The 23,175-nt window shown below is 57.8% G+C and carries 24 protein-coding genes and 1 rRNA gene; 16 read left to right on the top strand and 9 right to left on the bottom strand.

The window, feature by feature from the left end:
* Positions 1-193 precede the first annotated feature (193 nt).
* The 3 genes from FFH90_RS01635 to FFH90_RS01625 all read right to left on the bottom strand — a co-directional run bounded on the left by FFH90_RS01635 (position 194) and on the right by FFH90_RS01625 (position 4,791).
* Positions 194-1,732, bottom strand: a 16S ribosomal RNA gene (locus FFH90_RS01635).
* 643 nt (positions 1,733-2,375) lie between these two features.
* Positions 2,376-3,596 carry a CaiB/BaiF CoA-transferase family protein gene (locus tag FFH90_RS01630; protein WP_111453142.1) on the bottom strand — a complete coding sequence of 407 codons (1,221 nt, stop codon included), beginning with the start codon at positions 3,594-3,596 and terminating at the stop codon, positions 2,376-2,378.
* Positions 3,597-3,609: 13 nt separating this feature from the next.
* Positions 3,610-4,791: an acyl-CoA dehydrogenase gene (locus FFH90_RS01625; protein ID WP_018927226.1), complete on the bottom strand. Its 1,182-nt coding sequence runs from the start codon at positions 4,789-4,791 to the stop codon at positions 3,610-3,612.
* Positions 4,792-4,948: 157 nt separating this feature from the next.
* Here FFH90_RS01625 and FFH90_RS01620 point away from each other — a divergent pair, with 157 nt between their 5' ends.
* The 10 genes from FFH90_RS01620 to FFH90_RS01575 all read left to right on the top strand — a co-directional run bounded on the left by FFH90_RS01620 (position 4,949) and on the right by FFH90_RS01575 (position 14,803).
* Positions 4,949-5,848 carry a LysR family transcriptional regulator gene (locus FFH90_RS01620; RefSeq protein WP_018927227.1) on the top strand — a complete coding sequence of 300 codons (900 nt, stop codon included), beginning with the start codon at positions 4,949-4,951 and terminating at the stop codon, positions 5,846-5,848.
* Positions 5,849-6,282: 434 nt separating this feature from the next.
* Entirely contained in the window at positions 6,283-7,404 is a 1,122-nt protein-coding gene (locus FFH90_RS01615; RefSeq protein WP_018927228.1) for a Re/Si-specific NAD(P)(+) transhydrogenase subunit alpha, read from the top strand.
* Between the two features lie 15 nt (positions 7,405-7,419).
* The gene (locus FFH90_RS01610; protein WP_003187010.1) at positions 7,420-7,743 is read left to right on the top strand and encodes an NAD(P) transhydrogenase subunit alpha; all 324 of its coding nucleotides are present in this window, start codon (positions 7,420-7,422) and stop codon (positions 7,741-7,743) included.
* Entirely contained in the window at positions 7,743-9,191 is a 1,449-nt protein-coding gene (locus FFH90_RS01605; protein ID WP_018927229.1) for an NAD(P)(+) transhydrogenase (Re/Si-specific) subunit beta, read from the top strand. The genes FFH90_RS01610 and FFH90_RS01605 overlap by 1 nt, the downstream gene beginning before the upstream one ends.
* 188 nt (positions 9,192-9,379) lie before the next feature.
* On the top strand, positions 9,380-10,873 hold the full coding sequence (locus FFH90_RS01600) for an acetyl-CoA hydrolase/transferase family protein (RefSeq protein ID WP_064615715.1): 1,494 nt from the start codon (positions 9,380-9,382) through the stop codon (positions 10,871-10,873).
* A 325-nt stretch (positions 10,874-11,198) separates the two neighbouring features.
* The gene (locus FFH90_RS01595; protein ID WP_018927231.1) at positions 11,199-11,414 is read left to right on the top strand and encodes a DUF1127 domain-containing protein; all 216 of its coding nucleotides are present in this window, start codon (positions 11,199-11,201) and stop codon (positions 11,412-11,414) included.
* Positions 11,415-11,754: 340 nt separating this feature from the next.
* Positions 11,755-12,072, top strand: a complete 318-nt coding sequence (locus FFH90_RS01590) for a DUF2388 domain-containing protein (RefSeq protein ID WP_064615713.1) — start codon at positions 11,755-11,757, stop codon at positions 12,070-12,072.
* A gap of 107 nt (positions 12,073-12,179) precedes the next feature.
* Positions 12,180-12,497 carry a DUF2388 domain-containing protein gene (locus FFH90_RS01585; protein ID WP_018927233.1) on the top strand — a complete coding sequence of 106 codons (318 nt, stop codon included), beginning with the start codon at positions 12,180-12,182 and terminating at the stop codon, positions 12,495-12,497.
* Between the two features lie 27 nt (positions 12,498-12,524).
* On the top strand, positions 12,525-12,845 hold the full coding sequence (locus FFH90_RS01580; protein ID WP_111453141.1) for a DUF2388 domain-containing protein: 321 nt from the start codon (positions 12,525-12,527) through the stop codon (positions 12,843-12,845).
* Positions 12,842-14,803: a DUF4105 domain-containing protein gene (locus FFH90_RS01575; RefSeq protein WP_064615709.1), complete on the top strand. Its 1,962-nt coding sequence runs from the start codon at positions 12,842-12,844 to the stop codon at positions 14,801-14,803. The genes FFH90_RS01580 and FFH90_RS01575 overlap by 4 nt, the downstream gene beginning before the upstream one ends.
* A gap of 87 nt (positions 14,804-14,890) precedes the next feature.
* Here FFH90_RS01575 and trpA read toward each other — a convergent pair whose 3' ends face one another.
* Both trpA and trpB read right to left on the bottom strand, forming a co-directional pair.
* On the bottom strand, positions 14,891-15,703 hold the full coding sequence (gene trpA / locus FFH90_RS01570) for a tryptophan synthase subunit alpha (protein WP_018927236.1): 813 nt from the start codon (positions 15,701-15,703) through the stop codon (positions 14,891-14,893).
* The gene (trpB, locus tag FFH90_RS01565; RefSeq protein ID WP_018927237.1) at positions 15,703-16,938 is read right to left on the bottom strand and encodes a tryptophan synthase subunit beta; all 1,236 of its coding nucleotides are present in this window, start codon (positions 16,936-16,938) and stop codon (positions 15,703-15,705) included. The genes trpA and trpB overlap by 1 nt, the downstream gene beginning before the upstream one ends.
* Positions 16,939-17,050: 112 nt before the next feature.
* On the opposite strand from trpB, the gene FFH90_RS01560 reads away from it, so the two are divergent.
* Positions 17,051-17,944: a LysR family transcriptional regulator gene (locus tag FFH90_RS01560; protein ID WP_018927238.1), complete on the top strand. Its 894-nt coding sequence runs from the start codon at positions 17,051-17,053 to the stop codon at positions 17,942-17,944.
* On the opposite strand, the gene FFH90_RS01555 is transcribed toward FFH90_RS01560, so the two are convergent.
* Positions 17,941-18,267, bottom strand: coding sequence for a YqjD family protein (locus FFH90_RS01555; protein ID WP_064615705.1), 327 nt, complete (start codon positions 18,265-18,267; stop codon positions 17,941-17,943). The genes FFH90_RS01560 and FFH90_RS01555 overlap by 4 nt on opposite strands.
* A gap of 156 nt (positions 18,268-18,423) precedes the next feature.
* Here FFH90_RS01555 and FFH90_RS01550 point away from each other — a divergent pair, with 156 nt between their 5' ends.
* Both FFH90_RS01550 and FFH90_RS01545 read left to right on the top strand, forming a co-directional pair.
* Complete coding sequence (locus FFH90_RS01550) at positions 18,424-18,639, top strand: dodecin (RefSeq protein WP_018927240.1); 216 nt, start codon at positions 18,424-18,426, stop codon at positions 18,637-18,639.
* 126 nt (positions 18,640-18,765) lie between these two features.
* Positions 18,766-18,990, top strand: a complete 225-nt coding sequence (locus FFH90_RS01545) for a DUF1161 domain-containing protein (protein WP_018927241.1) — start codon at positions 18,766-18,768, stop codon at positions 18,988-18,990.
* Positions 18,991-19,052: 62 nt separating this feature from the next.
* Here the strand turns inward: FFH90_RS01545 and FFH90_RS01540 are convergent, their stop codons facing one another.
* Positions 19,053-20,054: an LLM class flavin-dependent oxidoreductase gene (locus tag FFH90_RS01540; RefSeq protein ID WP_064615703.1), complete on the bottom strand. Its 1,002-nt coding sequence runs from the start codon at positions 20,052-20,054 to the stop codon at positions 19,053-19,055.
* 236 nt (positions 20,055-20,290) lie between these two features.
* On the opposite strand from FFH90_RS01540, the gene FFH90_RS01535 reads away from it, so the two are divergent.
* Positions 20,291-20,722 (top strand): OsmC family protein, encoded by a 432-nt coding sequence (locus tag FFH90_RS01535; protein WP_008152515.1) that lies wholly within the window; start codon positions 20,291-20,293, stop codon positions 20,720-20,722.
* 178 nt (positions 20,723-20,900) lie between these two features.
* Complete coding sequence (locus FFH90_RS01530) at positions 20,901-21,134, top strand: DUF1161 domain-containing protein (RefSeq protein ID WP_018927243.1); 234 nt, start codon at positions 20,901-20,903, stop codon at positions 21,132-21,134.
* 6 nt (positions 21,135-21,140) lie between these two features.
* On the opposite strand, the gene FFH90_RS01525 is transcribed toward FFH90_RS01530, so the two are convergent.
* Positions 21,141-21,560, bottom strand: coding sequence for a hypothetical protein (locus FFH90_RS01525; protein WP_064615701.1), 420 nt, complete (start codon positions 21,558-21,560; stop codon positions 21,141-21,143).
* A 40-nt stretch (positions 21,561-21,600) separates the two neighbouring features.
* Positions 21,601-22,017: a hypothetical protein gene (locus FFH90_RS01520; RefSeq protein WP_018927245.1), complete on the bottom strand. Its 417-nt coding sequence runs from the start codon at positions 22,015-22,017 to the stop codon at positions 21,601-21,603.
* A gap of 59 nt (positions 22,018-22,076) precedes the next feature.
* On the opposite strand from FFH90_RS01520, the gene FFH90_RS01515 reads away from it, so the two are divergent.
* A complete protein-coding gene (locus tag FFH90_RS01515) occupies positions 22,077-23,168 on the top strand; it encodes an aminopeptidase (protein WP_138866588.1) in 1,092 nt (363 codons plus the stop codon).
* Positions 23,169-23,175 lie beyond the last annotated feature (7 nt).

Raw genomic sequence — 23,175 nt, 5'->3', positions numbered from 1 at the left:
AGTCTATCTTTCTATCACATACCCAAATTTTTAAAGAACGATCTAATCAAAAGACTAGAAATCAATATTCACAGCGGAATATTCATTTCTAAGCTTTAACGATTCAAGGCCACCTCACATGGTCAGCCTATCGTCTTCTTCAATGAATCAAGCAATTCGTGTGGGAACTTATGGAGCAGCTGATGTCGTCGATTAAGGAGGTGATCCAGCCGCAGGTTCCCCTACGGCTACCTTGTTACGACTTCACCCCAGTCATGAATCACACCGTGGTAACCGTCCCCCCGAAGGTTAGACTAGCTACTTCTGGTGCAACCCACTCCCATGGTGTGACGGGCGGTGTGTACAAGGCCCGGGAACGTATTCACCGCGACATTCTGATTCGCGATTACTAGCGATTCCGACTTCACGCAGTCGAGTTGCAGACTGCGATCCGGACTACGATCGGTTTTATGGGATTAGCTCCACCTCGCGGCTTGGCAACCCTCTGTACCGACCATTGTAGCACGTGTGTAGCCCAGGCCGTAAGGGCCATGATGACTTGACGTCATCCCCACCTTCCTCCGGTTTGTCACCGGCAGTCTCCTTAGAGTGCCCACCATAACGTGCTGGTAACTAAGGACAAGGGTTGCGCTCGTTACGGGACTTAACCCAACATCTCACGACACGAGCTGACGACAGCCATGCAGCACCTGTCTCAATGTTCCCGAAGGCACCAATCCATCTCTGGAAAGTTCATTGGATGTCAAGGCCTGGTAAGGTTCTTCGCGTTGCTTCGAATTAAACCACATGCTCCACCGCTTGTGCGGGCCCCCGTCAATTCATTTGAGTTTTAACCTTGCGGCCGTACTCCCCAGGCGGTCAACTTAATGCGTTAGCTGCGCCACTAAGAGCTCAAGGCTCCCAACGGCTAGTTGACATCGTTTACGGCGTGGACTACCAGGGTATCTAATCCTGTTTGCTCCCCACGCTTTCGCACCTCAGTGTCAGTATCAGTCCAGGTGGTCGCCTTCGCCACTGGTGTTCCTTCCTATATCTACGCATTTCACCGCTACACAGGAAATTCCACCACCCTCTACCATACTCTAGCTCGACAGTTTTGAATGCAGTTCCCAGGTTGAGCCCGGGGATTTCACATCCAACTTAACGAACCACCTACGCGCGCTTTACGCCCAGTAATTCCGATTAACGCTTGCACCCTCTGTATTACCGCGGCTGCTGGCACAGAGTTAGCCGGTGCTTATTCTGTCGGTAACGTCAAAACAATTACGTATTAGGTAACTGCCCTTCCTCCCAACTTAAAGTGCTTTACAATCCGAAGACCTTCTTCACACACGCGGCATGGCTGGATCAGGCTTTCGCCCATTGTCCAATATTCCCCACTGCTGCCTCCCGTAGGAGTCTGGACCGTGTCTCAGTTCCAGTGTGACTGATCATCCTCTCAGACCAGTTACGGATCGTCGCCTTGGTGAGCCATTACCTCACCAACTAGCTAATCCGACCTAGGCTCATCTGATAGCGCAAGGCCCGAAGGTCCCCTGCTTTCTCCCGTAGGACGTATGCGGTATTAGCGTTCGTTTCCGAACGTTATCCCCCACTACCAGGCAGATTCCTAGGCATTACTCACCCGTCCGCCGCTCGCCACCAGGTACAAGTACCCGTGCTGCCGCTCGACTTGCATGTGTTAGGCCTGCCGCCAGCGTTCAATCTGAGCCATGATCAAACTCTTCAGTTCAAACATCTTTGGGTTTTTAAGAAACCCTAAACTTGGCTCAGCAATCGTTGGTTACATCTTTGATTTCTCGCGGAGTAACTTGTGATGCTGATAATCTTGTTGACTATCAGTCTGACTCCACAAGCACCCACACGAATTGCTTGATTCAGTTGTTAAAGAGCGGTTGGTTAAGAGCTTTCGTCTCAACCGAGGCGCGCATTCTACAGCAGCCCCTGTTGCTGTCAAGCGGTTATTTTCAGAAGCTTTCAAAGTTTCCTTTGCAACTTCAACCACTTGCGCTTCCGATCTCTCGTTAGCGGGAGGCGAATTCTACAGCGTTAGTCGCTGCTGTCAACACCTCTTTTTCTCCGCTTTCGACCGAGAAGATCGAACCGTCAATAAGGCGACAACATCATGCCCTACCAACTCCTTCTGGCTTCGATGAACTGAAGCGTAACCGCTGTCGAAAACTGCGTAACTCGTTGTTTACCAAGGAGTTTTCCGTTTCGACTGCGCCGGAAGTGGGGCGAATTATAGACGTCCAGAATCTGCCGTCAACCTCTAATTTGGCTTTTCTATCAATAGCTTGCAGAAAGCCGGAAAACCGCCCGTTTTCCTTCTTATAGAGGAGAGCAAAACCACTCCTTCTATATAGAAGAGGACTTCAGAGCACCCCCGCCTCTTTGAAAGCAGCGACTGCACCGGCATCCAGACCCAATACCCGCTGCAAAACCTCCAGCGTGTGCTCACCCAATAAAGGAGGTGCGCTACGGTACTCCACTGGCGTCTCGGACAGGCGTATCGGGCTCGCAACTTGAGGTACGATCCCGGCCAAAGCATGAGGCAGCTCAATAGCCAACCCTCGAGCCTGAACCTGAGGGTCGGCAAACACCTGGGCCAAATCATTGATCGGCCCACACGGCACGCCTGCCTGCTCCAACTGCGTCACCCATTCAGCAGTGGTCTTGAACACGGTCGCCTGGCGGATCAGCGGGATCAGCACCGCCCGATTTGCCACCCTTAACTTATTGGTCGCAAAACGCGGATCATCCGCCCACTGCGGCTGCCCGGCCACCTCCGCAAATTTGCGGAACTGCCCATCATTACCCACGGTAAGGATGAAGTCGCCATCGGCTGTAGGGAAGTCCTGATAAGGCACGATATTCGGATGGGCGTTGCCCAGGCGCTTAGGCGCAATGCCCGTAGTCAGGTAGTTCATCGCCTGGTTCGCCAGACACGCCACCTGAACGTCCAGCAATGCCATATCAATGTGCTGACCGCCGCCACCATGATCCCGATGAGCCAGCGCAGCCAGGATCGCTACCGTTGAATAGAGCCCAGTCAGAATGTCTGTCAGCGCCACGCCAACTTTCACCGGGCCTGCACCTTCATCTCCTTCGGGGCGACCGGTCAAACTCATCAGACCGCCCAAGCCCTGGATCATGAAGTCATAACCCGCACGCTTGGCATACGGGCCGGTCTGACCGAACCCGGTAATCGAGCAATAGATCAGCTTCGGATTGGCCACCTTTAGCGACTCGTAGTCCAGCCCATATGCCGCAAGACCACCGACCTTGAAGTTCTCGATGAGGATATCCGACTTCGCCGCCAACTCACGCACCAGCCGCTGCCCCTCTGGTCGCGTGAAGTCGATGGTCACCGATTGCTTGTTGCGGTTGGCGGACAAGTAATAGGCCGCTTCGCTGGTGTTCTCGCCATAAGCGTCCTTAAGGAACGGAGGCCCCCAGGCACGCGTGTCATCGCCATTACCCGGGCGCTCGACCTTGATGACGTCAGCGCCAAGGTCCGCAAGGATCTGCCCGGCCCAAGGCCCGGCGAGCACCCGCGACAAATCCAGTACCCGTAGATGCGAAAGCGCGCCCATGGCCGTTCTCCTATTAATAGAACGCCTGGAGGCCGGTCTGCGCGCGACCGAGGATCAGCGCATGGACGTCATGCGTACCTTCATAGGTATTCACCACTTCCAGGTTGACCAGGTGGCGAGCCACACCGAACTCATCGGAGATACCGTTGCCACCCAGCATGTCGCGCGCCATGCGAGCGATGTCGAGGGACTTGCCGCAGGAGTTGCGCTTCATCATCGAAGTGATCTCGACCGCAGCAGTACCTTCATCTTTCATTCGTCCCAGACGCAGGCAGCCTTGCAGCGCCAGAGTGATTTCGGTCTGCATGTCGGCCAGCTTCTTCTGAATCAACTGAGTGGCCGCCAATGGACGACCAAATTGCTGACGATCCAGGGTGTACTGGCGAGCGGTGTGCCAGCAGAACTCGGCAGCGCCCAGTGCACCCCAGGAAATACCGTAACGCGCCGAGTTAAGGCAGGTAAAAGGGCCTTTCAAGCCACGGACATCCGGGAAAATGTTCTCTTCAGGAACAAACACGTTGTCCATGACGATCTCGCCGGTGATGGATGCTCGCAAGCCGACCTTGCCGTGTATCGCCGGAGCGCTCAGACCTTTCCAGCCCTTCTCAAGCACAAAACCACGAATGTCGCCCGCGTCGTCCTTGGCCCAAACCACGAATACATCAGCGATCGGACTGTTGGTGATCCACATCTTGCTGCCGGTGAGGCTGTAGCCACCTTCCACTTTGCGTGCACGCGTAATCATCGCGCCCGGGTCGGAGCCGTGGTTGGGCTCGGTCAGACCGAAGCAACCAATCCATTCACCCGTGGCCAGCTTCGGCAGGTATTTCTGCTTCTGTGCTTCGGTACCGAATTCATTGATCGGAACCATGACCAGCGAAGACTGCACACTCATCATCGAGCGATAGCCGGAGTCGACACGCTCGACCTCACGGGCAATCAGGCCGTAGCTGACATAGTTCAGGCCGCTGCCACCGTATTGCTCAGGGATGGTCGCACCCAGCAGACCCACCTCACCCATCTCACGGAAGATCGCCGGGTCAGTCTTCTCGTGACGGAAAGCTTCGAGAACACGCGGTGCGAGCTTCTGCTGAGCAAACTGCTCGGCCGTGTCGCGAATCATGCGTTCTTCTTCAGTGAGCTGTTGATCCAGCAACAGGGGATCGATCCAGTTGAAGCTAGCTTTACCGCCCATGAGTGAGTCCTCTCGAATCGGGTCAAATAACGTGGATTGATCCTAGGCCGGGTTCGGCGTCCCGGCAAACGAGGTTTTCGCATACTGTTGTGCTAATTTCTCACTTCGAAACGTTGCAAAATCGCCTTTATGCAATGCATTAGTGAGGTTGACGTACATGCGCAGGAAGATCCCCAGCACAACAGCCCTGATCAGCTTTGAAGCGGCAGCGCGCCACGAGAGCTTTACCAAGGCTGCCCAGGAGCTTTCTCTCACTCAGGGAGCGATTTGCCGACAGATAGCCAGCCTCGAGGAGTTCCTCAATGTCGAGCTGTTCCGGCGTTCACGGCGCGGAGTGAAGCTGACAGAAGCCGGGCTTTCCTACAGTCGCAGGGTGGCCACCCAACTCGACGCGGTGGAACGGGACACTTTGTCAGTGATGGGCCAGCAAGGCGCCAACTCGATCGAACTGGCGGTGGTTCCGACCTTTGGCACTCAATGGCTGCTGCCACGTCTCAAGGATTTCCAGCACAAACACCCGGAGGTAACGGTCAACCTCACCAACCGTACGCGCCCCTTCCTGTTTGCCGACACCGACTTCGACGCCGCCATTTATTTCGGCGACGCGGACTGGCCAGGTACCGAATCCCACAGGTTAATGGGCGAGAACCCGATGCCGGTGTGCAGCCCCACGCTGCTGGGCCAAAAAACCAACCTGAGCCCCGGTGAAATCGCCGAGCTGCCCTTGCTGCAACAGACCACTCGCCCTTATGCCTGGCGCCAATGGTTCAACTCCCAGAACCTGAATATCCCGCGAGACATGACAGGGCCGCGTTACGAGCTATTCTCCATGCTCGCCCAAGCAGCGATGCATGACATGGGGATCGCGCTGATTCCGCCTTTCCTGATTCAGCGCGAATTGGCAGAGAAGCGTCTGGTCATTGCCAATACCCAAGCACTATCGAGCATCAAGGCCTACTACCTGATGATTCCTGATCGAAAGGTCGAATCAGCCTCTTTAAAGGCATTTCGCGATTGGCTGGTGAATCAGGCACACAGCTACAACCTAGAAGGATAAAGGCTCACAGCCATTAGCTGACCGCGTAGTCAGCAAAACAAAAGCACTACAGATATAAGTATTTGTCGCATATTGACAGACTGTACCGACAAACAGCACAAACGTCCCACAAGCGTTTGAGTACGTGGCCTTGAGCCTCTATTGGCAGGCAATGACAACCTATTCACCGTGCGGATGTGTAAATTCTTGAATTTTGGCAAAAATCCTTAGAAGCCACGGCCTGCAAGGGATTTAACGGAAAGGTGCGACATTCGGTCACGGGGTGACTTGTAGTTAATTTTCCGTCACCCGTCATAATCCCTTGAAGGGCACAAAGTTCGCCTGCAAAATGCCGCGCCCCGCCCTGATTTGGTGGGGTCGTGCTGATCGGCCGCCCCAGCCGCACCATCCGAAGTGCCTGGGTTTACTCAATAAGATCACGCAGGAGATTTGACGTGCACATTGGTGTTCCTCTCGAAACCCAGACGGGTGAAACACGGGTTGCTGCAACCCCGGAAACCATCAAGAAGCTGATCGGCCAGGGTCATAAGGTCACTGTACAAAGCGGCGCCGGCATTAACGCCAGCGTTGTCGACAGTGCTTATGAAGCGGCAGGCGCAACCATTGGCAGCGCCAACGATGCGTTTGGTGCCGAGCTGATTCTCAAGGTGGTCGCCCCCAGCGACAGCGAACTGACGCTGATCAAGAGCGGCACCGTAGTGGTCGGCATGCTCAACCCGTTCAGCAATGAAACCATCGCCAAACTGGCCGAATGCGGCATTACCGCGTTTGCGCTGGAAGCTGCGCCACGCACCTCCCGCGCCCAGAGCCTGGATGTGCTGTCCTCCCAAGCGAACATCGCCGGCTATAAATCCGTGCTGCTGGCCGCTCACTACTACCCACGCTTCATGCCGATGTTGATGACCGCCGCGGGCACTGTGAAAGCGGCGCGCGTGCTGATTCTCGGTGCCGGTGTGGCCGGCTTGCAGGCGATTGCCACGGCAAAACGTCTGGGTGCCGTGATCGAAGCGTCCGATGTGCGTCCTGCGGTGAAGGAGCAAATTGAATCCCTGGGTGCGAAATTCGTCGACGTGCCGTACGAAACCGATGAAGAGCGCGAATGCGCCGTCGGCGTCGGCGGCTATGCGCGCCCCATGCCGGCCAGCTGGATGCAGCGTCAGGCCCTGGCCGTACACGAACGCGCCAAGCAGGCTGACATCGTCATCACCACGGCACTGATCCCGGGTCGCAAGGCGCCGACGCTGCTCAGCGCCGAAACCGTGGCGCAGATGAAGCCAGGCTCGGTGGTTGTCGACCTCGCTGCAGCCCAGGGCGGCAACTGCCCGCTGACCGTGGCGGACCAGGTCGTGGTCTCGAATGGCGTGACCATTGTCGGCCCGACCAATCTGGCCGGTGCGGTGGCGGCAGACGCTTCGGCGCTGTACGCACGCAACCTGCTGGACTTCCTGAAGCTGGTCTTCAACAAGGAAGGCCAGTTCGAAGTGAACCTAGAAGACGACATCGTCGCCGCGTGCCTGATGTGCCGCGACGGCCAAGTCATCCGCAAAAACGCCTAAGCAGGGATTCAGACGATGGAAGAGCTTATCTCCCCCGGTATCTACAACCTGATCATCTTCGTGCTGGCGATTTATGTCGGTTATCACGTGGTCTGGAACGTTACACCTGCACTGCACACGCCATTGATGGCGGTGACCAACGCCATTTCGGCGATTGTGATCGTCGGCGCGATGCTGGCGGCTGCTTTGACCGTAACACCATTGGGCAAAACCATGGGCACCCTGGCGGTGGCTCTGGCGGCCGTGAACGTGTTCGGTGGTTTCCTGGTCACCCGTCGCATGCTTGAGATGTTCAAGAAAAAAGCCCCGAAAGCCGTAAAAGAAGAGGCGCCCAAGTAATGAGCATGAACCTGGTAACGACGCTGTACCTGATCGCGTCGATCTGCTTCATCCAGGCCCTCAAAGGCCTGTCGCACCCGACCACGTCGCGGCGCGGCAACGTGTACGGCATGCTCGGCATGGCCTTGGCGATCCTCACCACCATCGGTCTCATCTATAAGCTGGCGGCGCTCTCCATTGAGCAAGGCGGTGCTACCGCCGGCATCGGCTACGTCATCGTCGGTCTGCTGGCCGGCGGTACCGCCGGCTCGATCATGGCCAAGCGCGTTGAAATGACCAAAATGCCGGAGCTGGTCGCCTTCATGCACAGCATGATCGGTCTGGCAGCGGTGTTCATCGCCATTGCAGCCGTCGTCGAGCCGCAGTCGTTGGGCATCGTTAAACATCTGGGCGATTCGATTCCGGCGGGTAACCGTCTGGAGCTGTTCCTCGGCGCGGCCATCGGTGCAATCACCTTCTCCGGTTCGGTGATCGCGTTTGGCAAGCTGTCGGGCAAGTACAAGTTCCGCCTGTTCCAGGGCGCACCAGTACAGTTCAGCGGTCAGCACAAACTGAACCTGCTGCTGGGTCTGGCGACGCTGGCACTGGGTGTCACGTTCATGCTGACCGGCAACTTCAGCGCCTTTGCCCTGATGCTGATCCTGGCCTTCGTGATGGGCGTGCTGATCATCATCCCGATCGGCGGCGCCGACATGCCCGTCGTGGTGTCGATGCTCAACAGCTACTCCGGTTGGGCGGCAGCGGGTATCGGCTTCTCGCTGAACAACTCGATGCTGATCATTGCCGGCTCGCTGGTGGGCTCAAGCGGTGCGATCCTCTCGTACATCATGTGCAAGGCGATGAACCGTTCGTTCTTCAACGTACTGCTCGGCGGCTTCGGCAACACCGCGGATGCTGGCCCGGCGGGCTCCAAAGAAGCCCGTCCGGTGAAATCCGGTTCGGCTGATGACGCCACCTTCCTGCTGACCAACGCCGACACCGTGATCATCGTTCCAGGCTATGGCCTGGCGGTAGCACGGGCGCAGCACGCCTTGAAAGAGCTGACCGAGAAACTGAGCCACCGCGGCGTAACCGTGAAGTATGCGATTCACCCGGTTGCCGGCCGGATGCCTGGCCACATGAACGTATTGCTGGCCGAGGCCGAAGTGCCTTACGACCAGGTGTTCGAGATGGAAGACATCAACTCCGAGTTCGGCCAGGCCGACGTGGTGCTGGTGCTCGGCGCCAACGACGTGGTGAACCCGGCAGCCAAGAACGACCCGAAATCGCCGATTGCCGGCATGCCGATTCTCGAAGCGTTCAAGGCCAAGACCATCATCGTCAACAAGCGCTCGATGGCCAGCGGCTATGCCGGTCTGGACAACGAGTTGTTCTATCTGGACAAGACCATGATGGTTTTCGGCGACGCCAAGAAAGTCATCGAAGACATGGTTAAAGCCGTCGAGTAAAACCCTTCGGCAACCTGAACGCCCCGACTCGTCGGGGCGTTTTTGTTTGCGTCTATTACCGATCCTGCAAAGGTGTTTTGCCTGAAAGCACCGGAATAGACGCCCCGAATGCGACCTTGGTAGCGGGACGGGCACCGCTCGAATTCACTAGACTGCGCACCTTGCTTCCGTTGCCCGAGATAACAATCATGTACCGTGACCGTATTCGCTTGCCTTCATTGTTGGACAAGGTAATGAGCGCCGCCGACGCTGCCGCTCTGATTCAGGACGGCATGACCGTCGGCATGAGCGGCTTTACCCGAGCCGGCGAAGCCAAGGCCGTGCCTCATGCACTGGCCGAGCGCGCCAAGGTCACGCCGCTGAAAATAAGCTTGATGACCGGCGCCAGCCTGGGCAACGACCTCGACAAACAGCTGACTGAAGCCGGCGTACTGTCGCGACGCATGCCGTTCCAGGTGGACAGCACTCTGCGCAAGGCGATCAATGCCGGCGAAGTCATGTTCATCGACCAGCACCTGTCGGAAACCGTAGAGCAGCTGCGTAACCAGCAACTCAAGCTGCCGGACATCGCGGTGATCGAAGCCGTGGCGATCACCGAGCAGGGCCATATCGTGCCGACCACCTCGGTGGGCAACTCGGCCAGCTTCGCGATTTTCGCCAAACACGTGATCGTCGAGATCAATCTGGCGCACAACCCGAATCTCGAAGGCTTGCACGACATCTATATCCCTACCTACCGGCCGACCCGCACGCCGATTCCACTGGTGAAGGTCGATGACCGTATCGGCAGCACTGCCATCCCGATACCGCCGGAAAAAATCGTCGCGATCGTGATCACTAATCAATCCGACTCGCCCTCTACTGTGCTGCCGCCGGATGTGGACACCCAGGCCATCGCCGACCACCTGATCGACTTCTTCAAGCAAGAAGTGGCTGCCGGTCGCATGACCAACAAACTCGGCCCACTGCAAGCCGGAATCGGCACCATCGCCAATTCGGTGATGTGCGGCTTGATCGACTCGCCATTTGAAGACCTGACCATGTACTCCGAAGTGCTGCAGGATTCGACTTTCGATTTGATCGACGCCGGCAAGTTGAGCTTCGCTTCGGGCAGTTCGATCACCCTGTCGAGCCGGCGCAATGCCGATGTATTCGGGAATCTGGAGCACTATAAGGACAAGCTGGTGCTGCGCCCCCAGGAAATCTCCAATCACCCCGAAGTGGTGCGGCGCCTGGGCATCATCGGCATCAACACCGCGCTGGAGTTCGACCTGTACGGCAACGTCAACTCCACTCACGTCTGCGGCACGCGGATGATGAATGGCATCGGCGGCTCGGGCGACTTCGCGCGCAATGCGCACCTGGCGATTTTTGTCACCAAGTCGATCGCCAAGGGCGGGGCGATTTCCAGCGTGGTCCCCATGGTCAGCCACGTCGACCACACAGAACATGACGTCGATATTCTCGTGACCGAGATCGGCCTGGCCGACCTCCGAGGCCTGGCGCCGCGTGAGCGTGCCCGCGTCATCATCGACAACTGTGTGCACCCGGACTATCGCCCAGCCCTGAATGACTACTTCACTGCTGCTTGCGCGGTCGGCGGGCATACCCCGCATATCCTGCGTGACGCACTGAGCTGGCACATGAACCTGGAAGAAACCGGGCGCATGCTGGCGGTGTAATTGATACAGATAGCAGCTGACGCAAACACAGTTTCGTCAGCTCGCTGTTGCAGCATTCCTTTCAATCAAAAACTGTACTGCTGTACCGGTCTTTTCCTACCGTAATTGCCTACCTTTTCCAGCCAAAGCCCTATAAATGCACCATAATGGTGCCAATAGGTACAGTTGCCTCAATTTAGACCAGTACACCACCGTTTAACAGTTAACTGGTCTCTCACAATACAGGTGAACTGTATCTACAGAGACTGGCCAAACGAGAGGATCATTGGCATCAGTCAAAGTTAAACCACTACCTAATCCCGCCATAAGCGGAAGGATGTCAACCATGGAACGTACACTCAGTTCCGAACTGTTCTTCGAAGACACTGCTGCAAAAACCCAGGCTTCCCTGCCTTTGCGCGTTATCGCCAACCTGATGCTGTGGCAGCGCCGCATCTCCAGCCGCCATCAACTGGCTCGCCTGGATTCGCGTCTGCTGGCTGACGCCGGGATTAGCGAAGCACAACGCTACGAAGAGCTGAGCAAGCCGTTCTGGCGCTAAGTTAGCGTCGCTGGCTCTGACCCACCGGGTCCACCGCCAGCAACCCGAATTGAACAAACAGAACCCGTCGTGGGAAACCACGACGGGTTTTGTCGTTTTAGGGCTTCATATTGGGGGCGTACAGAAGAGAAAATTACCGACAGTTACAGTTTTTAAATATAAAAAAACAACCAGTACAGTTTATTCTAAGGGTGTCTGCGCTCGCCTGCATGAACAAGCGGGACTGTTCTAACCGATGTACGCAGGCCTAATATCTGTATAAAACGTGGCGAACGCTTTAAGACGACAGGCGTCTGATCCTTTGCCACCTCTCTATCGGTCTATCCAAAGGAGCTACCTCATGTCCCCCCTTCGCCTGCTCAGCGCTGCAGCCCTGCTTGCCATGGCTGCCAATGCCCACGCCTCCAGTTTTATCGTGACCACCGACTCCATCGTTAATGGCCTGAAGGCTTCCTCCGACGCGACTTCGGATGTCTCGTCCTCCTTTCGCGACAACAAAATCGTCCGTGCTGCCCGTGATGATGCCGCCAGCTTCGTTGCCAGTGAAGGTGCCATCCGTGGCGTGAAACTGGAAAGCGCGCTCAACCATATCCGCCAACAGGCTCCACAACTGAATGCGACCGACGCACAGCTGGCCCAGGCCATCCTGACGATCTAGGCAACTGCGCTGAACCGGGACACGCCCGTCGTGTCCCGATGTTTCGACGCTGGCTCTAGCCCGGGCATTGCGCTAGCCTTGGGGCTCGCTTTCAGCTATCGAGCCTCATGCGTTTTCTTTCAAGTCTGTTGATCACTCCGGTTTTTCTCGCGGCCTGCTGGTCGGGTTCGGCCCATGCCTTCGACGCTTTCAACCTGTCCACACAAGGCACCGTAGCCAGTGGTTACGCCACCAGCATGGTGACCTCCGCGCCCTTCGACCATAAAATGCTGATCGCCGCCCGGGATGACGCTGCAGCGTTCATCGCCAGTGACGGCCAACTGCGAGGAGCACAACTGGAATCGGCCTTGATCTACCTGCGCCGGACCCAGCCAAAACTTCATGCCAGCGACCTTGAACTGGCGCAGGCAATTCTCGTCCAATAGTTATCCTTGTTTCTCCGGAGTCACTCCATGCGTAGCCCGCTGATTGCTGCCACCCTTGGCCTGCTGCTATTGGCCGACGTGGCCCAGGCCCACACCCTGGTAGCCACCAGCAACATGATTATTCGTGCCTCCCAGCGCACGCTTGATTTCACTTCCGATACCACCACGTCCATCCGCGATTCGAAGATCGTCCGTGAAGCCCACGACGATGCGGCCAGTTTCGTCGCCAGCGAGGGTGAAATCCGTGGTGCACACCTGGAAGCGGCCTTCGATACCTTGCGCACCCGCGTACCGGAAGCCCGCGACGCCAGTGATCAGGTTCTCGCCGAAGCCGTCCTCGCACTGTGAAATCACTAAGCGCCTGGCTGCTGGCCGGGGTTGTGTTGCTGCTTGGCAGCACGGCCCAGGCCGGCTTGCAATTGCGGCTCAAGACCGACGGCCTGAGCCCCGCGCAACAGCAGGCCAGTCAGGCGCTGCTCGATGAAGCCATGCAGGCGTTACCGCCACGCTTCATCGAGCAGCTGGACCGGCACATCGATGTCGGCTGGACTGACAACATGCCGAGCAATGCCTATGGCCAGGCATCACTGGTGTCCGAGCTCGACCTGAATCGCAACCTGCTCGCCAGCCTCACCGACGGCAGCGCCGCGACCAAAAAAACCTATCGCCCCCACGGCACCGTGCGTCAGGAACTGCTCGCCACGGTGTTGCACGAGCTCACCCACATCTACGACCGCGCACGCCTGTGGCCGGACGCCGAGCGCACACTGATCCAGCGCTGCACACAACGTAACAGCAGCTCCGGACTGATCGGCATCCCGGATCAGTGCCGCGGACAGACCGACCGACGCTGGACCCTCAGCGACGACCCTCGCCTGCTTGATCTGGCCGGCTGGCCGCAATACGTCGGTCGGCGCGGCGAGCGCGAACAGCACAACCGGCAGATTGCCCGCAGCCCGGACATCTACGAGACGAGCAGCCCGAAGGAGTTCGTCGCGGTCAACATGGAGTACTTCCTCCTCGACCCAAGCTATGCCTGCCGTCGCCCTGCGCTGTATCGCTACTACAAAGAACACTTCGGCTGGGCGCCCGCCGCCAAAGACACCTGCGCCCGATCATTCGCCTTCCTCAATGCCGGTAATGATTTCGCCAAACAGCCCTTGGGCCAGGTCGATCCGGAACGGGTGTATGCCGTCGACTATCTGCTGGCAGAAGCCAACCAGAACTGGGTCAGCCGCTGGGGTCACAGCATGCTGCGACTGGTGATCTGCGCGCCCGGTCGGCCTCGCGGGCCGGATTGCCGCCTCGATCTGGATCAACATCTGGTGCTGTCCTACCGCGCCTTCGTCGGCGACGTACAGTTGTCGAGTTGGGATGGGCTGGTGGGCAAATATCCATCGCGCCTGTTTGTGCTGCCGCTGGCCCAGGTGATCGACGAATACACCAAGACCGAACTGCGCAGCCTGGCCTCGGTACCGCTGAACCTGTCGCGCAGCGAGATCGAAGACGTGGTGGAGCACGCCGCCGAGATGCACTGGAGTTACGACGGCAATTACTTCTTCCTGTCCAACAACTGCGCCGTGGAAAGCCTGAAGCTGCTGCGCAGCGGCAGCAATAATGCCCAGCTGACAGGGCTCGACAGCATCATGCCCAACGGCTTGCTGGAAGTACTCAAGAGCCGTGGACTGGCGGATACCAGCGTGCTCGACGACCCTCGCGAAGCGTTACGCCTGGGCTATCGCTTCGACTCCTTCCGCGAGCGTTATCAAGCGATGTTCGAGGTGCTGAAAAAGCACTTGCCGATCAAGCAGGAAAAGGTCGAAGACTGGCTGGCATTGAAAGCTGATGAGCGCCGCAAATGGATTGACCAGGCGGACCTGCGCACCAGCGCGGCATTGCTGTTACTGGAGCAGGCGAGCTTCCGCCAACAATTAGTATTGGCCCAGGACGAAGTGAAGCAACGCTATCTGGGCGCTCAGGAATTGAACAACGGCAGCATGGATAAGGCCAACGCGACCTTGAAGCAGATTCTCGCCAACAGTGGCTTCCTCAGCCGTCCGGCCGAACTGCTCGGCACCGGTGGCTATGGTTTGCCGCAGCCGAACGAGTGGACGCGCCTGGAGTCGGAAAGCAATCTGCGTCAGAAGCAGCTTCAAGTGCTGACCGGGGACCTCGACAAGGAAGTGCGAGCGCTGCTCGAGCCAAGCCGCGCTGCTGAAATGGCCGCCAACGAAGAGAACCTGAAACAGGTTGGCGAACATTTGAGGAAGTTGCACAAGGCTGCGGGTGGGTTGGAGTTGCCCTGAAAGCAAAAAGGGCTTCAGAACATAGTCCTGAAGCCCTCGGTCTTGCTGTATGTGCTGTGCCGCGAGGCACTAATTCCTCTCTTACTTTCAGCTGACCCGCGCTTTACGCACGCCGTCGGACAAGGCCGCGCACAGGCTGAGTACGCCCTCCACAGCCTGATCAGGGGTCGAGGCGTTGGCGATGTGATCAATCAGCGCCGACCCCACCACCACACCATCAGCCAGACGCGCGATTGCCGCTGCCTGTTCCGGTGTGCGAATACCGAAGCCGATGCTGATCGGCAGATCGGTATGGCGACGCAGACGGGTGACGGCCTCTTCGACATGTTCCAGAGTCGCCGCGCCCGCACCGGTCACACCCGCCACCGACACGTAGTAAACAAATCCGGAACTGCCATTCAGTACGGTCGGCAGACGCCCATCGTCAGTCGTCGGAGTGGTCAGACGGATGAAGTCCAGGCCCGCCGCCTGTGCCGGGTCGCACAATTCAGCGTTATGTTCTGGCGGCATGTCGACCACGATCAGGCCATCGACACCGGCTTCTTTGGCTTCAGCGATGAAACGCGGCACGCCGTACATGTGAATCGGGTTGAAGTAACCCATCAACACCAGCGGAGTCTCGCTGTTGCCTTTGCGGAACTCGCGAACCATTTGCAGGGTTTTCGCCAGGTTCTGCTTGGCGCCCAAGGCACGAATGTTGGCCAACTGGATCGCCGGACCATCGGCCATCGGATCAGTGAAGGGCATGCCCAACTCGATCACGTCGGCGCCGGCACCGGGCAAGCCTTTGAGGATCGCCAGGGACGTGTCATAGCTCGGATCGCCGGCGGTCACGAAGGTCACCAGGGCGGCGCGGTTCTGTTCCTTGAGTTCGGCAAAACGCGTTTGCAGGCGGCTCATCAGTGTTTCTCCTGCTTGGACTGCACTTGTTGAGAGTTTTCCATGTGGTGCATCACGGTTTGCATGTCTTTGTCGCCACGGCCGGACAGGTTGACCACCATCAGGTGATCTTTCGGCAGGGTCGGTGCGCGCTTGAACACTTCGGCCAGGGCATGGGCGCTTTCCAGTGCAGGAATAATCCCTTCCAGGCGGCAGCACTTATGGAATGCGTCGAGGGCTTCGTCGTCGGTCACCGAGGTGTACTGGACGCGGCCGATGTCATGCAACCAGGCGTGTTCCGGGCCGATGCCTGGATAGTCGAGACCGGCTGAAATCGAGTGCGCGTCAATGATCTGGCCATCATCGTCCTGCAACAGGAACGTACGGTTACCGTGCAGCACGCCTGGTACGCCACCGTTCAGGCTGGCCGCGTGCTTGCCGGTTTCGATGCCGTAACCGGCCGCTTCGACGCCGATGATCTCGACGCTCTTATCATCGAGGAACGGGTGGAACAGGCCCATTGCATTGGAACCACCGCCGATGCACGCCACCAGGCTGTCTGGCAGACGACCTTCCTGGGCTTGCAACTGCTCGCGGGTTTCCTTGCCGATGACGGCCTGGAAGTCGCGAACCATGGCCGGGTACGGGTGCGGACCGGCCACGGTGCCGATCAGGTAGAAGGTGCTGTCGACGTTGGTCACCCAGTCACGCAGGGCTTCGTTCATTGCGTCTTTGAGGGTGCCGGTGCCCGCGACTACCGGGATCACTTCGGCGCCCAGCAGCTTCATGCGAAACACGTTGGCTTGCTGACGTTCGATGTCAGTGGTGCCCATGTAGATCACGCATTCGAGGCCGAAACGCGCGGCCACGGTGGCGGTCGCCACGCCGTGCATGCCGGCGCCGGTCTCGGCGATGATGCGTTTCTTGCCCATGCGCCGCGCCAGCAGGATCTGGCCGATGCAGTTGTTGATCTTGTGCGCGCCGGTGTGGTTCAGCTCTTCGCGCTTGAGGTAAATTTTCGCGCCACCGCAGAACTCAGTCAGGCGTTCGGCGAAATACAGTGGGCTTGGACGTCCGACGTAATCACGCTGAAAGTAGGCCAATTCTTCTTTGAATGCCGGATCTTCCTTGGCTGCTTCGTATTCACGGGCCAGATCGAGGATCAACGGCATCAGGGTTTCGGCGACGTAACGGCCACCGAACGCGCCAAACAGGCCGTTGGCGTCGGGGCCGTTGCGCAGATTAGTCTGGGTCATGGGTCGCTCCAGTTGTATTCGAGAGGTGACGATGGGGTTCACTCTACCCCTGACATCCCACGCTGAAAACCGATAAGATCGCCGCAACCTGTCAGGAAAACTCACAGATCCCATGAGCCATGACCTCCCCCCGCTGAACGCGCTTCGCGCCTTCGAAGCCACTGCCCGCCTGAACAGCGTCAGTCAGGCTGCCGAACAGCTGCACGTCACCCATGGCGCGGTCAGCCGGCAACTCAAGGTACTGGAGGAACACCTCGGCGTGAGCCTGTTCATCAAGGATGGACGCGGCCTTAAACTCACAGATGCCGGCGTTCGATTGCGCGATGCCAGCGGCGAAGCCTTCGAGCGTTTGCGCAGCGTTTGCGCCGAGCTGACCCAAAGCACCGCCGATGCGCCGTTCGTGCTCGGCTGCTCGGGCAGTCTTTTGGCGCGCTGGTTCATTCCGCGTTTGGGGCGCCTGAATGCGGACCTGCCGGATCTGCGCTTGCACCTGTCGGCTGGCGAAGGCGATCTCGATCCACGACGGCCCGGTCTGGATGCCCTGCTGGTGTTTGCCGAGCCGCCGTGGCCGGCGGATATGCAGGTCTACGAGTTGGTGAGCGAACGCATCGGCCCGGTCATGAGCCCGCGATTTGCCGGCTACGAAAGGCTACGAAACGCACCAGCAAGCACACTGTTGAGCGAACCCTTGCTGCACACCACCTCACGTCCGCAAGCCTGGCCGATCTGGGCACAGCAAAGCGGCCTCGACGACAAGGCGCTGAAGTACGGTCAGGGCTTCGAGCATTTGTATTATTTGCTGGAAGCGGCAGTGGCCGGGCTGGGCGTGGCCATCGCGCCCGAGCCGCTGGTGGCCGAAGACGTGAAGGCCGGTCGCCTGGTTGCGCCATGGGGCTTCCGTGAAACCCCGGCGCAACTGGCGTTGTGGCTCCCCAAGCGCGCTGCGGACGGGCGCGCTCGGCAGTTGGCGCAGTGGCTTAAAAACGAACTGCGCCAGACACCTTAATGACCGCGCTTGAACAATAAATAGGCCGCAAGCAATCCCAGCGCACCAACGGCAACACCGGCTGTAGTCCAAGGGTGCTCCTGGGCGTAGTCACGAGTCGCGATCCCGGTTTCACGGGTTTTGACCTTAACCTCTTCATAAGCATCGGTGAGCAGATGGCGTGAGTGTTTCAGCGCGTTCTCGGCGTTGCTTTTCAACGTCTTGATAGTTTTACGCGACTCGTCCGAGGCGTCGTCCTTCAAGCTTTCCAACGATTTCAACAGACTCTCGATCTCGGCTTCCATGCTTTGCAATGAGGCGTTGCGTAACGACGTGTTGGCCATGATGGCTCTCCTGCATTGTTGATGAGTGACGTGTGTTGGTTGGGACTTCAGGGGTTCGAGAAAGTGCAGTAAATCTGAACGTCACTACGGATTGGTCGACAGAAGAAATAAGAAAAATCACTGCTAGGCTGTATTTCACACCTCAAGGAGAACGCCATGTCTGACCATCACACCTACAAGAAAGTCGAACTGGTTGGCTCGTCCACCAGCAGCATTGAAGACGCCATCAACAATGCCTTGGCCGAAGCCAACAAAAGCCTCAAGTACATGGAATGGTTTGAAGTGACCGAAACTCGCGGGCATATCAAAGACGGCAAAGCTGCACACTTCCAGGTGACACTCAAAGTCGGGTTCCGGATTGCCAGCAGCTGAGTTTGAGCCAGCCGTCTGAACTTGCGCGACGACTGAATGCCATAGGAAACAGCAAAGCGCTACAGAATGAGCGCATCCGGTAGCTGGATGCCCTCCCTCTATTGATCCGACCAAGGAGTGCAACCCATGAAGAAGTTTATTCTGGCGGTAGGTTTGTTGAGCCTTGCGGGAACAGCCTTTGCCCAGGTCAAGTCGTGTGAAGAGCTGAAAGCCGAAATTGCTGCAAAACTGGACGCCAAGGGTGTTTCCAATTACACGCTGGAGATCGTCGACAAAGGCACTGCTGCCGGTGGAAAAGTCGTCGGGAAATGCGAGAAGGGCTCCAAGGTAATCGTTTACAAACAGGGCTGACTTCCCTCAATAACGAAAAGCCGACGCCATGGCGTCGGCTTTTTGTGGATGCCGTTTAAGTGTCAGCCCTTCATGACCTGCGCCAACAGTTCATAGGAGTGCACGCGATCGGCATGTTCATACAGGTCACAGGTGAAAATCAGTTCATCCGCCTGGGTCTGTTCGATCAGCACCTCAAGCTTGGCGCGGATTTTCTGCGGGCTGCCGACCATCGCCAGCCCCAGGAAATCACCGACCGCTTCTTTCTCATGGGGCAGCCACAGGCCGTCCATGGTCTTCACGGGTGGGCGTTGCACCAGGCTCTGGCCACGCATCAACGCAAGAATCCGCTGGTACACCGAAGTGGCCAGGTAATCGGCCTGCTCGTCGGTGTCTGCCGCCACCAGCGGCACACCGAGCATCACGTAAGGCTTATCCAACACCGCTGATGGCTTGAAGTGGTTGCGGTAGACGCGAATCGCTTCATGCATGAAGCGCGGTGCGAAATGTGAAGCGAAGGCGTAGGGCAATCCGCGCTCACCGGCCAGCTGCGCACTGAACAGGCTCGAACCCAACAACCAGACCGGGACATTGGTGCCGGTACCTGGCATGGCAATGATCCGCTGATCCGGCGTGCGTGGGCCGAGGTAGCGCATCAACTCGGCCACGTCTTCCGGGAAGTCGTCGGCGCTGCCGGAGCGTTCACGACGCAAGGCGCGGGCGGTCATTTGATCGGAGCCGGGCGCACGCCCCAGGCCCAGGTCGATCCGGCCTGGATACAGGCTTTCAAGGGTGCCGAACTGCTCGGCGATCACCAGCGGCGCATGGTTGGGCAACATCACGCCCCCCGAGCCGACACGAATGGTCGAAGTGCCACCGGCCAGATAGCCCAGCAGGACCGAGGTCGCCGAGCTGGCGATCCCGTCCATATTGTGGTGTTCGGCGACCCAAAAGCGGTTGTAGCCAAATTTTTCGACGTGCTGCGCCAGGTCCAGGGAATTGCGCAGAGACTGGGCCGCACTGCCGTTCTCGCGCACGGGCACCAGATCGAGGGTCGAAAACTTGATCTCAGACAGTCGTTTCATAAACCTGCTTCTCCAATGGGTAAGCAGGTTTTTCCCAACGAAAACCTGCCGAGTCTGTAAGCGTGTTCTCTGCAATGAGGGCATATACCCGAGTTTCAATAGGAGAGACAAAATTCCTGTGCAATTAGAGGACTGATCAGATGAGGTGAACTTTGCCCGACGGTCTATCCTCAGAACCCTGGTAACCGAAAACCACGAAGGCGCGACGTTTCGCACCGGATCTTGAGGAGGCAGACATGGCTATCACAAAGAAAGCATCGGCTCATTGGGAAGGTGACCTGAAAACCGGCATTGGCTCAATCTCCACGGAAACCGGCGTACTCAGAGAAGCCCCTTACGGCTTCAAGGCCCGTTTCGAAGGCGGTAAAGGCACCAATCCGGAAGAGTTGATCGGTGCGGCCCACGCGGGCTGTTTCTCCATGGCATTTTCAATGATTCTCGGCGATGCCGGCCTCAAGGCCGACAGCATCGACACCAATGCCGAAGTCACTCTGGACCAGGTGGACGGCGGCTTTGCAATCACCGCAGTAAAACTGATCCTCAAGGCGAAAATCCCTGGGGCGACCCAGGCGCAATTCGAGGAATTGAGCAACAAGGCCAAAGAGGGCTGCCCGGTGTCCAAGGTGCTGAATGCGAAAATCAGCCTGGATGCGACGTTGGTCAGCTAAACCGATAAAAGATCGCAGCCGTCGGCAGCGCCTGGATTATTGATTGATCGGTAGGCGCTGTCGAAAGCTGCGATCTTTTTTTGCGTTGGAACAAAACATGGCTGGCGTAATTGTGGTCGAATAAATGACAGCAGCTTTAGCGCATCACCGTGCGCGCTGCCTCAAGGGAGCTTCAACCATGAAACGTTTTGCCTTGGCGGTTATCTGTTGCACGCTGGCCACATCGGCTCTCGCGGTAACCAAATCGTGTGAGGAACTCAAGGCTGAGATCGAAGCCAAGATCCAGGCCAATAACGTCTCGTCCTACACCCTGGAAATCGTCACCAACGACGAAGTGCACGATCAGAATATGGTGGTCGGCACGTGCGACGGCGGCACGAAGAAAATCATCTACCAAAAAAATGACCGTTGATTCGCCTCACATGAGGCAGTAGCTCTCGCGATCTTCGGCGACAATCTCCCGCTTGGCGTTATACAGCCGGGCGCTGGGGCTGAACGCTATGGAGCGAGCCTCCAACAGATAACGCTGGCCGGCCTCGAAATGGTCGTAATTGATGGTCAGGTAGCATATTCGCTCCAGAGGAGTGTTCAGCAACCCCGGTCCTCCGCCAAACACTTCAAAGTCAAAACGTACCCTGAGCTCATGACTACCCGGGGTGACCTGAAAGTAACGGCCATCGCTCAACCGCTGGTTGTCCAGACGATCGGCCATCAGCAGTTTCCCGCCGGGAACTGGCGTAGCGAAGTCGACCCAGGCCATCTGCGGATTGACCGCCGGCAACGGACTCGTGCAGCCGACAAAGGCACCTGCAGCGAGCAACAGCAACAACCTGCGCATGATGAATATCCCAAGGACTGATCATTCAGCATAGCGCCGATCAGGTGCGTTGGCAGCCCGCTGGCTTACCCTGCCCAATCACTTTTCGCTGCTGATCATAAAGCTTTGCCCACGGCCGAAAGCCGATATTCCCCGCTTGCAGCTGATACCGCTGCCCGGCGTTGAAGTCCTTGAATTTCACATTCAACTGGCAGTCGCGCCACAACGGCTCGGCATCGGGGCCAATGTTGGTTGGCTGGACCGCGAACAAATAGCGAACCTTCAGCTCATGGCTGCCGGGCTGCACCTGGAAGTAGCGCTTGTCGATGGACGCCTTGTCATCGACTTTCAGCGCTTGCAGCGCGGCGTCTTGTTGTAATGGATCAAGATCGATCCAGGCCTGCGAAGGATCAGGGGTGGGCAATCCGGCACAGCCGGCCAGCATCAGCAGGCCTCCCGTCAGCATCAATTTGCGCATAGCGGAGCTCCAATAGGCGGGATAGTCTTGCGGGCAGACTTTCCAGGGATTTTTTTATTTTGATCAGGCCGCGTCCAAGCCTTGGGTTACTTGATCGCGTTTTACGCATTTTGTTTCCGGGTGTTTTTCTTTTGTTGCTCAATGGCTGCGCGAGCGTCAGCTATTACGGCCAATTGGCCAGTGGTCAGCTGCACTTGCTGCGGGCCCGGGAGCCGATTGCCAATGTGATTGCCGACCCCGACCGCGATCGGCAATTGCGTGCGCACCTGGCCCAGTCACAAAAGGCCCGAACGTTCGCCAGCCAACACCTGCATCTGCCGGACAACCAGAGCTACCGCTTGTACGCCGACATCGGCCGACCGTTTGTAGTCTGGAATGTCTTCGCCACGCCGGAGTTTTCGCTGAAGCCGCAGAACCATTGCTTCCCCGTCGCCGGCTGCGTCGCTTATCGCGGTTTTTACAGTCAGAGCGCTGCTCGCGGTGAGGCCGCCTTGCAACGCCTGCAAGGTATGGACGTGTCGATCGGCGGCGTCGAGGCCTATTCGACGCTCGGTTGGTTCAACGATCCGATTATTAGCTCGATGATGGCGTGGGGCGACGAGCGGTTGGCGACGCTGATATTCCACGAACTCGCGCACCAACGTTTTTATGTGAAAGACGACACCGAGTTCAACGAGTCCTTCGCCACGTTCGTCGAACAGGAAGGCACTCGCCAATGGCGCGCATTCCGAGACATGCCGCCGGACAATGGAGCGTTGGTACGCCAACGCGACCAGTTCATCCAATTGATTCTGGACACCCGCACCCGGCTTGAACGGCTTTACGCCCTACCGCTGCCGGCCGACCAAATGCGTGAGCGAAAAGCGGCCGAGTTCGAACAACTGCGCCGTGAGTACAGGACCCTGCGTGACAGCCAATGGGCTGGCAACAATCGCTACGATGCATGGATCAACGCCCCGATGAACAACGCCCGATTACTGCCGTTTGGTTTGTATGACCAGTGGGTGCCAGCGTTTACCACACTGTTCAGGCAGGTCGATGGTGATTGGGTGAGGTTTTATGCGGCAGTGGAGAAGGTAGGCACGTTGCCGGTTGGGGAGCGCAAGGCGGCGTTGAGGGCGTTGGCAGGATCAGCGAATTCCGGTGGCTGAACGGGCC

It is taken from the genome of Pseudomonas sp. ATCC 43928 (assembly GCF_005938665.2).
Taxonomy (GTDB): domain Bacteria; phylum Pseudomonadota; class Gammaproteobacteria; order Pseudomonadales; family Pseudomonadaceae; genus Aquipseudomonas.
The sequence above is the reverse complement of the archived record's forward strand: the minus strand, read 5'-3'. Positions and strand labels throughout refer to the sequence as shown.